Source organism: Streptomyces sp. NPDC041968 (genome assembly GCF_055589025.1).
In genome coordinates, this window is record NZ_JBVJCB010000004.1 from 62,977 (window position 1) to 77,495 (window position 14,519).

Sequence of the window (14,519 nt, forward strand, 5' to 3'; positions counted from 1 at the left end):
GCGCACGCCACACCGCGCCCGGGCATGACCCGGCCGCCCCCATGTACTAGAGTTATCTCGACATCGAGATATCTGCCGAGGCGTACCGCGGTCGCCACCCTGGTAAGGGTTACCTAACTTAGCCTTACCTTAGCGGATTGGCCAGGGTGGCGTGGCGGCAGGATGCGGTGGTACGCGCACATAAATGAAGGAGACTGTCGTGTCGGCGAACAGCTTCGACGCCCGCAGCACGCTGCAGGTGGGCGACGAGTCGTACGAGATCTTCCGGCTGGACAAGGTCGAGGGCTCCGCGCGCCTTCCCTACAGCCTGAAGGTCCTGCTGGAGAACCTGCTCCGCACCGAGGACGGCGCGAACATCACCGCCGACCACATCCGCGCCGTCGGCGGATGGGACTCGCAGGCCCAGCCGTCCCAGGAGATCCAGTTCACGCCCGCCCGCGTGATCATGCAGGACTTCACCGGCGTGCCCTGCGTGGTCGACCTCGCCACCATGCGCGAGGCCGTCAAGGAGCTGGGTGGCGACCCGAACAAGATCAACCCGCTCTCCCCGGCCGAGATGGTCATCGACCACTCCGTCATCGCCGACAAGTTCGGCACCAACGACGCCTTCCAGCAGAACGTCGACCTGGAGTACGGCCGCAACAAGGAGCGCTACCAGTTCCTGCGCTGGGGCCAGACCGCCTTCGACGACTTCAAGGTCGTCCCTCCGGGCACCGGCATCGTCCACCAGGTGAACATCGAGCACCTGGCCCGCGTCGTCATGACCCGTGACGGGAAGGCCTACCCCGACACCCTGGTCGGCACCGACTCGCACACCACCATGGTCAACGGCCTCGGCGTCCTCGGCTGGGGCGTCGGCGGCATCGAGGCCGAGGCCGCGATGCTCGGCCAGCCGGTCTCCATGCTGATCCCGCGCGTCGTCGGCTTCAAGCTCACCGGTGAGCTGCCCCCCGGGACCACCGCCACCGACCTGGTCCTCACGATCACCGAGATGCTGCGCAAGCACGGCGTCGTCGGCAAGTTCGTCGAGTTCTACGGCGAGGGTGTGGCGGCCACGAGCCTCGCCAACCGCGCCACCATCGGCAACATGTCGCCGGAGTTCGGCTCCACCGCCGCGATCTTCCCGATCGACGGCGAGACGCTGAACTACATGCGTCTGACCGGCCGCTCCGACCAGCAGGTCGCGCTCGTCGAGGCGTACGCCAAGCAGCAGGGCCTCTGGCTGGACCCGAAGGCCGAGCCGGACTTCTCCGAGAAGCTGGAGCTGGACCTCTCCACGGTCGTCCCCTCCATCGCCGGTCCGAAGCGCCCGCAGGACCGCATCGTCCTCGCGAACGCCGCCGAGCAGTTCAAGCAGGACGTGCGCAACTACGTCGACAGCGTCGACGAGGCGGGTCAGGAGTCCTTCCCGGCCTCCGACGCCCCCGCCGTCACCAACGGCGTGCCGTCCAACCCGGTCCCGGTCACCGCCCCCGACGGCACGACCTACGAGCTGGACCACGGTGCGGTGACGGTCGCGGCCATCACCTCCTGCACCAACACCTCCAACCCGTACGTCATGGTCGCCGCCGCCCTGGTGGCGAAGAAGGCGGTCGAGAAGGGCCTGACCCGCAAGCCGTGGGTCAAGACCACCCTCGCCCCGGGCTCCAAGGTCGTCACCGACTACTTCGAGAAGGCGGGCCTGACCCCCTACCTCGACAAGGTCGGCTTCAACCTCGTCGGCTACGGCTGCACCACCTGCATCGGCAACTCCGGCCCGCTGCCGGACGAGGTCTCCAAGGCCGTCAACGACCACGACCTCGCCGTCACCTCGGTGCTCTCCGGCAACCGCAACTTCGAGGGCCGGATCAACCCCGACGTCAAGATGAACTACCTGGCGTCCCCGCCGCTGGTGGTCGCCTACGCCCTCGCGGGCTCCATGAAGGTGGACATCACCAAGGACGCCCTGGGCGCCGACCAGGACGGCCACCCGGTCTACCTGAAGGACATCTGGCCCTCCGAGGCCGAGGTCAACGACGTCGTCGCCAACGCCATCGGCGAGGACATGTTCTCCAAGTCCTACAGCGACGTCTTCGCGGGCGACGCCCAGTGGCAGGCGCTGTCGATCCCCACCGGCGACACCTTCGAGTGGGACGGCGAGTCCACCTACGTGCGCAAGCCCCCGTACTTCGAGGGCATGGGCATGGAGCCGGCCCCGGTCGAGGACATCTCCGGCGCCCGGGTGCTCGCCAAGCTGGGCGACTCGGTCACCACCGACCACATCTCCCCGGCCGGCGCGATCAAGGCCGACACCCCGGCCGGCAAGTACCTGACGGAGCACGGCGTCGAGCGCCGCGACTTCAACAGCTACGGCTCGCGCCGCGGCAACCACGAGATCATGATCCGCGGCACCTTCGCCAACATCCGCCTGCGCAACCAGATCGCGCCGGGCACCGAGGGCGGCTACACCCGCGACTTCACGCAGGCCGACGGGCCGGTGTCGTTCATCTACGACGCCTCCCGCAACTACATCGAGCAGAACATCCCGCTCGTCGTCCTGGCCGGCAAGGAGTACGGCTCCGGCTCGTCCCGCGACTGGGCGGCCAAGGGCACCGCGCTCCTCGGCGTCAAGGCCGTCATCGCCGAGTCCTACGAGCGCATCCACCGCTCGAACCTCATCGGCATGGGCGTCCTGCCGCTCCAGTTCCCGGAGGGCCAGACCGCGGCCTCCCTCGGCCTGACCGGCGAGGAGTCCTTCTCCGTCTCCGGCGTGACCGAGCTGAACGAGGGCACCACCCCGCGCACGGTGAAGGTCACCACCGACACCGGTGTCGAGTTCGACGCGGTCGTCCGCATCGACACCCCCGGTGAGGCGGACTACTACCGCAACGGCGGCATCCTGCAGTACGTGCTGCGCAGCCTGATCCGCAAGTAGGCTCCACCGCACGACGACTGAGGGCCGCACCCCCGGATCACCGGGGGTGCGGCCCTCGCTTGTGCGTGCCTCAGAACATCAGGCGGTACGAGTTCCAGCCGCCGCTGCCGATCTTCACCGGCGAGCTGAACGGCGCGGAGCCGTTGCCGGTGCCCTTGTACAGGTACAGGGCCCCGCTCTTGTTGCGGGCGACCAGGTCCGTGATGCCGTCGATGTCGATGTCGCCGACGGACACGATGTTGTTGTACGTGTTCCAGCCGCCACCGACACGGGCACGGCTGGAGAAGGGCGCCTTGTAGTTGCCGGTGCCCTTGTAGAGCCACAGCACGCCGGACTTGTCCTTGGCGACGATGTCGTCCTTGCCGTCACCCGTCAGGTCGCCCTTGCCGGTGATGTGGGTGTACGCGTTCCACCCGCTGCCGACCTTGTAACGCTGGGTCAGCTTGCCGTTGCCGTAGCCGAGGTACAGCCACAGCACGCCGGAGCCGTCCCGGGCGAGCAGGTCGTCGGCGGCGGCGCCACCGACGTTCGCCGGCGAGAACACCTGGTTGTAGATCTTCCAGCCGTTGCCGACGAAGGTGTGGTCCTCGGTGTCCCAGGGGGCGTAGTAGAGCTGCCCGCCGGACGTGACGTGCCAGAGGCCGTCCGAGTAGCCGTCGTCGTCGTGGTCGACCTGCGTCATGGCGCGGGCCGACTGCCACCCGTAGCCGGAGTCCCAGCGGGAGTCCAGACCGCCCTCGCCGGTGGGGTAGTAGCTCCACAGGTCGCCGTTGCCGTCCACACCGAACAGCGGGTTGATCTGCGCGTCGCCGGGCAGCGCGGACGCGCCGAACTTCGACGTGTCCGACGTCTTCGCGTCGACGTGCGGTCGGGACGCGATCGGTCCCGGCGCGTCGGCGGCGACGGCGGTGCTCGCACCGGTCGCCACCAGAGCGGCGGTGAGCGCCGCAGCCGTGGCACGCGCCAGGGCGCGACGCGTGTTCAGGCCGGAGCTTTTGGCCACGTGGGTCCTCCATCTGGTCATGCTGAAGGGATCGCGGACGGGTAAGTCCGCAGGTTCCCGGGGTACTTCGTGATCCTTACACATGACGTTCACGCGTCAATCAGATTTACGGCAGGGGACGAGAGCGGTACAGAACAGGTATGCAAGCGCAACGTGGGCCGTACAACCTTTTGCGGGGTACGCCAGTCGCCCGGCGTACCCCGCGTCGTCATCCCGCGCTCACCTTCGTCGCGCGCTCACCCTCACGCCAGCAGTTCCACCTCCGCCAGCGTGTGCTCGCCGTCCAGGACGAGCCGGTACTTCGTGTACGTGCCCGGTGACTTCACCGAGAACGCCCGCGTCTGCCGGTCCCAGGCGAAGGACTCGCCCGTGCGCTGGTCCAGCGTCCGCCAGGTCGTGCCGTCGGCCGAGCCCTCGAGCTTCCAGCCCGTCGGGGCCTTCGTCCGGTCCGCCGGCGACGTCAGGGTGTACTGGACCGCCTCGGCGCCCTTCCCGGACACCGGCAGGTCGAGCGAGGTCACGGCCGCCTCCGTCGCCGACGTGTCGTCGAACAGGGCGCCCTCGCCCTCGACGGCGTCCGCGCGCGGGGTCGGCACCTCGTCGTCCTGGGTGATCGACGGCGGCGCGGCGTTCGCGCCGGTGCCCCACGCGGAGGGCTTCGCGCCCATGTCGAACTCCAGGACACCGCCCTTCGCGATCAGCGAGTGGGGGAGCGAAGTGGAGTTCCACCGCTTGCCGTTGACCTTCAGACCCTGCACGTAGACGTTCTTCATGCTGTTCTTCGGCGCCTTGACGACCAGCTCGCGGCCGTTCTCCAGGTGGACGGTCGCCTTGGTGAACAGCGGGGAGCCGATGGCGTACTCGCCGCTGCCCATCACCAGCGGGTAGAAACCGAGCGCGGAGAAGAGGAACCAGGCCGACTGCTCGCCGTTGTCCTCGTCGCCGTGGTAGCCCTGGCCGATGTCGCTGCCGGTGTAGAGGCGGGAGAGCACCTCGCGGACGTTCTTCTGCGTCTTGTACGGCTGCCCGGCCGCGTCGTACATGTACAGGGCGTGGTGGGCGACCTGGTTGGAGTGCCCGTACATGCCCATCCGGACGTCCCGCGCCTCGGTCATCTCGTGGATGACCCCGCCGTAGGAGCCGACGAACTCGGGGGAGGCCGTCTCGGGTGTGGACAGGTACTCGTCGAGCTTGTCACCGAGTCCCTCGCGGCCGCCGTAGAGGTTGGCCAGGCCCCGGCTGTCCTGCGGGGCGGTGAAGGCGTAGCCCCAGCCGTTGGTCTCCGTGTAGTCGTGGCCCCACACACGCGGGTCGTACTTCTCGGAGTCCACGCGCCACTTGCCCGCCGCGTCCTTGCCCTGGAAGAAGCCGGCCTTCGCGTCGAACATGTTGACGTAGTCCTGGGCGCGGTCGAGGAAGTACGCCGACTCCTCCTGGTACCGCTTCCGACCCGTCTCCTTGTAGAGCTTCTCGCCCATCTTCGCGATGCCGTAGTCGTTGAGGTAGCCCTCCAGCGCCCACGACAGGCCCTCGTGCGTCCCGGTGCTGGTGTAGCCGAGGAACGGCGAGGTCGCCATGCCCTTGCGGCCCACGCCCGAGGACGGGGGCACGGTGGTGGCGTTCTTGACGGCCGCGTCGTACGCCGCCTTCGCGTCGAAGTCGACGCCCTTGACGTAGGCGTCGGCGAAGGCCACGTCCGAGGAGGTGCCGGTCATCAGGTCCGCGTAGCCGGGGGAGGACCAGCGGGAGGTCCATCCGCCGTCCTTGTAGTGCTGCACGAAGCCGTCGACCAGTTCACCGGCCTTGGACGGGGTCAGGAAGGAGTACGCGGGCCAGGTGGTCCGGTAGGTGTCCCAGAAGCCGTTGTTGACGTAGACCTTGCCGTCGACGATCTTGGCGCCGGTCTCCGTCGGGGTGTCCTCCTTGACCGCCTTGGAGAACGGGGAGGCGTACTTGTACGTCCCGTCGACCTTCTCGTGGCCCGCGTTCGGGTACAGGTACAGCCGGTAGAGGCTGGAGTACAGAGTGGTCAGCTGGTCCTGCGTGGCGCCCTCGACCTCGACCTTGCCGAGGACCTTGTCCCACTGCTTCTGGGCGTCGCGCTTGACCCTGTCGAAGGAGGCGCGTGCCGGGAGCTCCTGGCGCAGGTTGTCCTTCGCCTGCTCGACGCTGATCAGCGAGGTGGCGATGCGCAGCGTCACGGTGCGGTCCCGGCCCGCGTCGAAGCGCAGGTGGCCCTTGACGCCGCTGGAGTCGCCGCCGGTGACCTTGCTGTCGAACTCGCCGTGGACGAAGAGGCGGGTGGCGCCCGTGGAGAGCCCCGACTTGACGTCGGAGTAGCCGCTGAAGGTGCCGTTCTCCTTGTCCAGGGTCAGGCCGGCCTGGTCGTTGACGTTGTCGAAGATCACGCTCGCGTCGTCACCGGGGTAGGTGAAGCGCATCATCGCGGCGTGGTCGGTCGGCGCCATCTCGGCCTTCAGGCCGTTCTCGAACCGCACCCCGTAGTAGTACGGCCGGGCGGTCTCGTTCTCGTGCCGGAAGGCCAGTTCGCGGGCGTCACGGCCGGTGTCCGGGGTGCCGGAGGCCGCGGACGGCATCACCTGGAAGGTCTGCCGGTCGCCCATCCAGGGGCTCGGCTCGTGGCTCGCGCTGAACGCCTGCAGGGTCGGCAGGTTGTCCGCGTTGTTGCCGCGCGCGTAGTCGTACAGCCAGCTCAGCGACCCGGCGTTGGTCACCGGCGTCCAGAAGTTGAAGCCGTGCGGTACGGCGGTCGCCGGGATGTTGTTGCCGCGCGAGAAGCCGCCGGTGGAGTTGGTGCCGCGGGTGGTCAGCGCGTAGTCCGACAGGTGGGCCTTCGGCCGCTCGGGCTCGGCCCGCTCGATGGCCACGTCGTCCAGCCAGCCCCGGAACTTCGCCGGGCCCTTGGGGGAGTCGTACGCCACCAGGACGCGGTCGACGGTCTTGCCGGCCGCGACCGACCCGATCCCCGACTTCACGCTGTTCCACTGGTTGACGTAGAGGATCTTGGCGTCGCCCTGACCGCGCGGCGTCAGCGGGAACCCGTGCTGGTCGGTGGCCCTGAGATCGCTCAGGTAGGTGCCGTCGGTGAAGGCGAGGTCGACGGAGACGTTCGTGGCGTCGTAGTCGAGGTCGCCGTCGGCCATCGACGGGAAGATCTTGTACGACAGCTCCGTACGGCGGTCGACCTTCACGTCGACGTCGAAGACCTTGTTGTACGAGTAGGCCCGGCCGTCCGCGGTGTGCCGGCCCGCGTACCGCAGCGCGTGCCTGCCGGTGAAGCCGGCGCCCGCCTTCGCCGTCGGCGAGCCGCTGGGGCCGCGGTCGACGAGCGAGAGCATGTCCTCGGGGATCGGCGTCTCGGTGGCGGCGGTGGCCAGGTGTACGTCGGCGAGCTGGAGCGCGTCGCCCGCCCCGTTGTTCTTCGTGATCTCCAGCCGGAAGTGCCGGTACTCGGCCGCCTCGGCCAGGTCGTACGTCTTCGTCTGGAACCGCTCGTCGAAGGACTCCCCGGAACGGGTGTCCAGCGTCCGCCAGTCGGCGCCGTCCGCCGAGCCCTTGAGGGTCCAGTCGACCGGGTCGCGCTCGTCGTGGTCGTTGGCGGAGGTGAGCGCGTACTTCGCGATCTTCGCCGGCTCGTCCAGGTCGAACTCGATCCAGCCGGTCTTCTCGAAGGTCAGCCATTTGGTGGTCGGTTCACCGTCGACGAGGTTCTCCTTCACCTCGCCGCCGCCCGCGTTCTCCGCGCCGGCCCGCACCTCGGTGACGTGGTCGGTGACGCTGCCCGGTATGCCGGTGCTGAATCCGCCGTCGACGCCCGACGCCCGCTTCGTGCCGTCCCGGCCCGTGTCCACGGTGTTGAGCCAGTCAGGAGCCGGATCGTCCGCCTCGAACGAGGAGCTGAACTCCCGGTCGGCCTTGGCGGGCGCCCCGGGCAGCGCGACCGCCACCCCCTGCGAACCCACCGCCACGGCGAAGGCGGTCGTCATCACGACCGCCGGACCCCATCTGTGCCGAACTCTGTACTGCATGCCCTGGCCACCCTCCCTGCGCTGGGGACAACGTTGTCAACTCAACTGCGCAAGGACCAGTAGCGGTCAAGTGACATGTGATGTCAAGGGTGTTGCTTGTGGCGTTCGAGGCTTATGGAGGGGATTCTTCCGGCAAGTGAGACACAGGCCGTTCATATTTCCGGGAGGTCTCAACTCGGAAAAGACGTACCGCGAACCTTGCATTCGATCTTGCTCAGCCGACGGAAAGTGGACTATACCTGTCGCCCATCGGGGGGATCCGGGGGAATCGCGAAGAGGGAACCGCCAGAGCGCCCGAACCGCAGTGTCCGTACAGCAGTACCCGCATTTCCTGCACGACCCAGCGTGACCCGATCGCGGTGCCGGGGAGGATCCGGTTCACCGCCTGAGTCCTGGAGAAGGCGAGGACTTGAGCATGGGATCCACTTCCGCCGAGAACGACGGCAAGGGCGTCGGCCGCCGCGATCTGATCAAGCGTTCCGCGGCGCTCGGCCTGATCTCCGTACCGACCATGAGCTTCCTCTCCGCCTGCGCGAGCGGCGGCGGGGACGACCAGGAGAAGGCGGAGGCGGGCAAGAAGTCCGCAGAGAACCCGCTGGCGGTCAACGAGAGCGCCAAGATGGAGTTCGTCCTCTTCGACGGGGGCTTCGGCAAGGAGTACGCCGAGGACGCCGTGAAGCTGTACGAGAAGGCCTTCCCCGAGGCCACGGTGAAGTTCTCCGCCACCCAGAAGATCCAGTCCACCCTCCAGCCGCGCTTCAACGGCGGCAACCCGCCCGACCTCGTCGACAACTCCGGCGCCGAGCAGATGGACATGGGCGTCCTGGTCGGCAAGAAGCAGCTCACCGACCTCACCCCGCTGCTGGACGCCCCGTCCTACGACGACCCGAACAAGAAGGTCCGCGACACCCTGCGGCCGGGCATCGTCGAGATGGGCCAGTTCGACGGGGACCCGGTCTGGATCCTGTACTACGCCTACACGGTCTACGGGAACTGGTACTCCAAGAAGGCGCTGGACTCGCTGGACGCGGAGTACCCCCAGACCTGGGACGAGATGCTCGCGGTCTGCGCGAAGGCCAAGAAGAAGGGCATGGCCGGCTGGACGTACGCGGGCAAGTACCCGTACTACATCCCCTTCTCGATGTCCCCGATGATCGCCAAGGTCGGAGGCGTCGAGGTGCTCGACGCCATCGACAACCTGGAGCCGAACGCCTGGAAGCACCCGGCGGTCAAGACGGTCTTCGAGGCCTGGTACGAGCTGTACAAGAAGGGCTACGTCCTCAAGGGCACCCCCGGCCTGGACCACATCCAGTCCCAGACCGCCTGGGCCAAGGGCGACGCCCTGTTCCTGCCCAACGGCTCCTGGGTGGAGAACGAGTCGGCCAACGTCATCCCCGCCGACTTCGACCTCGCCGTCTCGGCCCCGCCCGGCATCGACGGCAGCGACAAGATGCCCTTCGGCACCATCTGGGCCTCCGGCGGTGAGCCCTTCATCGTCCCGGCCAAGGCGGCCAACGGCGCCGGCGGCATGGAGCAGTTGCGCATCATGCTGAGTGAGGCGTCCTCGAAGAACTTCACCAGCAAGGTGAAGTCGCTGAGCGCCTACAACGGCGGCACCGACGGCATCGAGCTGACCCCGGGCCTCAAGGCCGGCGTCGCGGCGCTGGAGCTGGCCGGCGACAACGTGGTGAACCCGCGCATGCAGGACTGGTACGTGCAGTTGCAGAAGGAGAAGATCGGCGTCTCCTGTCTGGGCGAGATGATGGCCGGCCGGCTCACCCCGGCCGAAACGATCAAGAAGATCCAGGGCTTCGCCGACGAGGCCGCCAAGGACTCGTCGATCAAGCACTACAAGCACCAGTGAGGACGTGCCGCCAGGGCCTGTCCCGCGCTCCCGCGCCGGACGGGCCCTGGCGGCGCCACCCGCGCGCAGATCGGGGTCATCAGCAATGCAGCACGGCAAGTACCGGTTCATCGTGGGGTTCCTGGCGGTTCCCCTGGGACTGTACGCGCTCTTCGTCGTCTGGCCGTTCATCCAGTCCATCTACTACTCGTTCACGGACTGGACGGGACTGAGTCCCGAGTTCAAGATGGTCGGCTTCGACAACTACTCGCGGATGCTCGACGACGACATCTTCTGGAAGTCGCTCTGGCACAGCGTCCTGTTCGCCCTGCTGGTGCCGCTGGTGACGCTCGGCCTGGCGCTCTTCTTCTCCTTCATGATCAACGTGGGCGGTCGGAAGCGCAAGGGCGGCCCGGTGATCACCGGGGTCCGGGGTTCCGGCTTCTACAAGATCGTCTACTTCTTCCCGCAGGTGCTCTCCATCGCGATCGTCGCCCTGCTGTTCCAGTTCGCGTACAACCCGGACAGCGGCGCGGTCAACTCCCTGCTGCGCGGGCTCGGCCTGGGCTCCGTGCAGCCGCTGTGGCTCGGCGACCCGAACCTCGCGCTGTGGTGCGTGATGGCGGTGCTCGTCTGGTCGACGGTCGGCTTCTTCGTGGTTCTCTTCTCCGCGGGCATGGCCTCCATCCCGGCGGAGCTGTACGAGGCCGCGCTGCTGGACGGGGCGACCCGCGTCACGACCTTCTTCAAGGTCACCCTGCCGCTGCTGTGGGACACCGTGCAGTCCGGCTGGGTCTACATGGGCATCCTCGCGCTGGGGGCCGAGTCGTTCGCCGTCGTGCAGATCATGACGGTCGGACCCGGCGGACCCGACTACTCGACCACCGTGATGGTCCTGTACGTGTACCAGAAGGCGTTCCGGGACGGTCAGGCCGCCTACGCCACCACGATCGGCGTCGCCCTGCTCCTCGTCACGCTGGCCTTCGCGGCCGTCGTGATGAAGCTGGGCCGGCGCGAGCGGCTGGAGTACTGATCAGATGAAGACGACCGAGACCCCCGCCCCCGTGCCGGCCGAGTCCGGCACGCCCGTCCTGAAGGCCGAGGCCGCACCCGGCGGGCTCAAGAAGGGGAAGAAGGAGGGCACCACCCTCAACGTCTTCTCCCACGGCGTCCTCGTGATCTGGGCGATCATGGTCGGCATGCCGCTGGTGTGGGCGGTGATGACGTCCTTCAAGGACGACGCCTCCATCTTCGGCTCACCCTGGTCGCTCCCGGACAAGCTGAACTTCGACAACTGGTCGCGGGCCTGGTCCCAGGCGCACATGAGCGACTACTTCCTCAACACGGTCCTGGTGGTGGGCGGTTCGCTCATCGGCACGCTGGTGCTCGGCTCGATGGCCGCCTATGTGCTCGCCCGGTTCGAATTCCCGGGCAACCGCTTCATCTATTACCTGTTCGTCGGCGGCATGAGTTTCCCGATCATGCTGGCGCTGGTCCCGTTGTTCTACGTGGTGGACAACATGGGGCTGCTGAACACCATTCACGGGCTGATCCTCGTCTACATCGCCTATTCGCTGCCCTTCACGGTGTTCTTCCTGACCGCTTTCTTCCGGACCCTGCCGAGTTCGGTGGCGGAGGCCGCGTTCGTGGACGGGGCCTCGCACACCCGGACGTTCTTCCAGGTCATGCTGCCGATGGCCAAGCCGGGCCTGATCAGCGTGGGCATCTTCAACTTCCTGGGGCAGTGGAACCAGTACATGCTGCCGACCGTGCTGAACACGGACCCGGACAAGCACGTCCTGACCCAGGGCCTGGTGCAGCTGGCGGTGAGCCAGGGCTACAAGGGCGACTGGTCGGGCCTGTTCGCCGGCCTGGTGATGGCGATGCTGCCGGTGCTGGCGGCGTACATCATCTTCCAGCGCCAGGTGGTGCAGGGCCTGACGGCGGGCGCCCTGAAGTAGCGCCCCCGCCCTCGCGCGCGTGCCGCTCCCGGAGTCCCGGGGCGGCACGCACGCGTGTGTGCCCCCGTGTACCGGACACCCGGATGCGGTTCAACCTCTTGACGGGAGGCGACCCGAACGGCTCAGCTTAGAGTTCACTAGTTGGACATGGACGGGGCCTCATAGAAGCGGCCCCGCGCGCAGGAGGTCGTCGTGGAGACTCCCGGGTCGCAGTCGTCGCTGCACCGAGCCAACCTGGAACGGGTCGTACGAGCAGTACGGCTCGCCGGGTCGCTCACGCAGGCGGAGATCGCGAGGACGACGGGCCTGTCCGCGGCGACCGTCTCGAACATCGTCCGGGAACTGAAGGACGGCGGGACGGTCGAGGTCACACCCACCTCGGCGGGCGGCCGCCGGGCCCGCAGCGTCTCGCTGAGCGGGGACGCCGGCATCGTCATCGGCGTGGACTTCGGGCACACCCACCTGCGCGTCGCGGTGGGGAACCTGGCCCACCAGGTGCTCGCCGAGGAGTCCGAGCCGCTGGACGTCGACGCGTCCGCCGCCCAGGGCTTCGACCGGGCGGAACAGCTGGTCAACCGGCTGATCGCGGCCACCGGCATCGACCCCGCCAAGGTCGCCGGCGTGGGGCTCGGCGTGCCCGGTCCGATCGACGTGGAGTCGGGGACGCTGGGCTCGACCGCCATCCTGCCGGGCTGGGGCGGCACCAAGCCCGCCGAGGAGCTGCGGGGGCGGCTCGGCGTGCCGGTGCACGTGGACAACGACGCCAACCTCGGGGCGCTGGGCGAGCTGGTCTGGGGCAGCGGCAGGGGCGTGCGGGACCTGGCGTACATCAAGGTCGCCAGCGGGGTCGGCGCGGGCCTGGTGATCGACGGCAAGATCTACCGCGGTCCCGGCGGCACCGCGGGCGAGATCGGGCACATCACCCTGGACGAGTCCGGCCCCGTCTGCCGCTGCGGCAACCGGGGCTGCCTGGAGACCTTCGCGGCCGCGCGCTACGTGCTGCCGCTCCTCCAGCCGAGCCACGGCACCGATCTGACCATGGAGGGCGTCGTGCGGCTGGCCCGGGACGGCGACCCGGGCTGCCGGCGGGTCATCGCCGACGTGGGCCGCCACATCGGCAGCGGAGTCGCCAACCTCTGCAACCTGCTCAACCCGAGCCGGGTCGTCCTCGGCGGCGACCTCGCGGAGGCCGGTGAGCTGGTTCTGGGGCCCATCAGGGAGTCCGTGGGCCGCTACGCGATCCCCAGCGCGGCGCGTCAACTCTCGGTGCTCCCAGGGGCACTGGGGGGCCGCGCGGAGGTGCTCGGGGCGCTCGCCCTCGCCCTCAGCGAGATGGGCGATTCGACCCTTTTGGACGGAAGTGCGACCGGCGCTCTGTCCGCCGCCACCCCTGCCTTCACTTAGAGCACGGATGGCACCGTTGTCATCTCGTTAAGGATTTACTTCTTGACGTCGCACGTGTGGCCGAGTTGACTTCCAGCCACCTCGGCCGCAACGACGCGGCCTCGTCAGGGAGGTTTCTGAAGTGAACACGCGTATGCGTCGTGCCGCCGTCGTCGTCGCCGCCACCACCATGGCCGTCTCGCTCGCCGCCTGTGGCAGCGCCAAGGAGTCCGGCGACAAGAGCGACTCGTCCGACTCGGCCGCCAAGAAGGGCGACGACATCAAGGTCGGGCTCCTGCTTCCGGAGAACCAGACCGCGCGCTACGAGAAGTTCGACAAGCCCTTGATCGAGAAGAAGGTCAAGGAGCTCACGAACAACAAGGGCGAGGTCGTCTACGCCAACGCCAAGCAGGACGCCACGCTCCAGTCGCAGCAGGTCGACACGATGGTGACCAACAAGGTCGACGTGCTGGTCGTGGACGCGGTGGACTCCAAGGCCATCGCCGGCTCGATCAAGAAGGCCAAGGACGCGGGCATCCCGGTCGTCGCCTACGACCGCCTCGCCGAGGGGCCGATCGACGCCTACACCTCGTTCGACAACGTCACGGTCGGCAAGACCCAGGGCGAGGCCCTCCTGGAGGCGCTCGGCGACAAGGCCAAGGGCGGCCAGATCGTCATGATGAACGGCTCCTCCACCGACCCGAACGCCGCCCAGTTCAAGGACGGCGCCCACTCCGTCCTCGACGGCAAGGTGAAGATCGGCCGCGAGTACGACACCAAGGAGTGGAAGCCGGAGAACGCCAACGCCAACATGGAGGGCGCCATCTCCGCCCTCGGCAAGGACAAGATCGTCGGCGTCTACTCCGCCAACGACGGCATGGCGGGCGGCATCATCACCGCCCTGAAGGCCGCCGGCATCTCCAACATCCCGGTCACCGGCCAGGACGCCGAACTCGCGGGCGTGCAGCGCATCGTCACCGGCGAGCAGTACATGAGCGTCTACAAGTCCTACCCGCAGGAGGCCGAGGTCGCCGGCGAGATGGCCGTCGCCCTCGCCAAGGGCGAGTCGCTCGACTCCATCGCCAAGGACAAGGCCGACAGCGCCACCACCAAGGGCATCCCGACGGTCCTCGTCCCGGTCGTCTCGCTGACCAAGGACAACATCAAGGAGACCGTCATCAAGGAGGGCTTCTACACGATCGACGAGATCTGTGGCGGCAAGTACAAGGCGGCCTGCGACAAGATCGGCCTCAAGTAAGCAGCCCCGCCCCCCGTACCGCCTGAGCGCGTACGGGACCGGCTGCACGCGGCTTCCTCCGGCGCCCCGCACTCACAGCCCCGCAAGCTACGCGGGGCGCCGGACGGA

General features: G+C 68.0%; 8 protein-coding genes. 6 read left to right on the plus strand and 2 right to left on the minus strand.

Translation table 11 applies throughout. The annotated features are described in order from the left end of the window. Positions 1-199 precede the first annotated feature (199 nt). The gene (gene acnA, locus ACZ6EG_RS11305; protein WP_469603660.1) at positions 200-2,914 is read left to right on the plus strand and encodes an aconitate hydratase AcnA; all 2,715 of its coding nucleotides are present in this window, start codon (positions 200-202) and stop codon (positions 2,912-2,914) included. Positions 2,915-2,984: 70 nt separating this feature from the next. Here the strand turns inward: acnA and ACZ6EG_RS11310 are convergent, their stop codons facing one another. After that, positions 2,985-3,917: an FG-GAP repeat domain-containing protein gene (locus tag ACZ6EG_RS11310; RefSeq protein ID WP_469603663.1), complete on the minus strand. Its 933-nt coding sequence runs from the start codon at positions 3,915-3,917 to the stop codon at positions 2,985-2,987. A gap of 242 nt (positions 3,918-4,159) precedes the next feature. Then, positions 4,160-7,966 carry a GH92 family glycosyl hydrolase gene (locus tag ACZ6EG_RS11315; RefSeq protein ID WP_391968672.1) on the minus strand — a complete coding sequence of 1,269 codons (3,807 nt, stop codon included), beginning with the start codon at positions 7,964-7,966 and terminating at the stop codon, positions 4,160-4,162. Between the two features lie 415 nt (positions 7,967-8,381). Here ACZ6EG_RS11315 and ngcE point away from each other — a divergent pair, with 415 nt between their 5' ends. The 5 genes from ngcE to ACZ6EG_RS11340 all read left to right on the plus strand — a co-directional run bounded on the left by ngcE (position 8,382) and on the right by ACZ6EG_RS11340 (position 14,411). Next, positions 8,382-9,830, plus strand: a complete 1,449-nt coding sequence (gene ngcE, locus ACZ6EG_RS11320) for an N-acetylglucosamine/diacetylchitobiose ABC transporter substrate-binding protein (protein ID WP_356611992.1) — start codon at positions 8,382-8,384, stop codon at positions 9,828-9,830. Positions 9,831-9,915: 85 nt separating this feature from the next. Continuing rightward, positions 9,916-10,842 carry a carbohydrate ABC transporter permease gene (locus tag ACZ6EG_RS11325; RefSeq protein WP_469603666.1) on the plus strand — a complete coding sequence of 309 codons (927 nt, stop codon included), beginning with the start codon at positions 9,916-9,918 and terminating at the stop codon, positions 10,840-10,842. 4 nt (positions 10,843-10,846) lie between these two features. Continuing rightward, positions 10,847-11,770 (plus strand): carbohydrate ABC transporter permease, encoded by a 924-nt coding sequence (locus ACZ6EG_RS11330; RefSeq protein ID WP_356611989.1) that lies wholly within the window; start codon positions 10,847-10,849, stop codon positions 11,768-11,770. A gap of 192 nt (positions 11,771-11,962) precedes the next feature. Beyond that, positions 11,963-13,174: an ROK family transcriptional regulator gene (locus tag ACZ6EG_RS11335; protein ID WP_391968671.1), complete on the plus strand. Its 1,212-nt coding sequence runs from the start codon at positions 11,963-11,965 to the stop codon at positions 13,172-13,174. Positions 13,175-13,307: 133 nt separating this feature from the next. Further along, entirely contained in the window at positions 13,308-14,411 is a 1,104-nt protein-coding gene (locus ACZ6EG_RS11340; protein WP_391968721.1) for a substrate-binding domain-containing protein, read from the plus strand. Positions 14,412-14,519 lie beyond the last annotated feature (108 nt).

Coding starts and splice junctions, on each gene's coding strand:
- ACZ6EG_RS11315 (WP_391968672.1), bottom strand. CDS start 7,966: ATGCAGTACAGAGTTCGGCACAGATGGGGTCCGGCGGTCGTGATGACG.
- ngcE (WP_356611992.1), top strand. CDS start 8,382: ATGGGATCCACTTCCGCCGAGAACGACGGCAAGGGCGTCGGCCGCCGC.
- ACZ6EG_RS11325 (WP_469603666.1), top strand. CDS start 9,916: ATGCAGCACGGCAAGTACCGGTTCATCGTGGGGTTCCTGGCGGTTCCC.
- ACZ6EG_RS11330 (WP_356611989.1), top strand. CDS start 10,847: ATGAAGACGACCGAGACCCCCGCCCCCGTGCCGGCCGAGTCCGGCACG.
- ACZ6EG_RS11340 (WP_391968721.1), top strand. CDS start 13,308: ATGCGTCGTGCCGCCGTCGTCGTCGCCGCCACCACCATGGCCGTCTCG.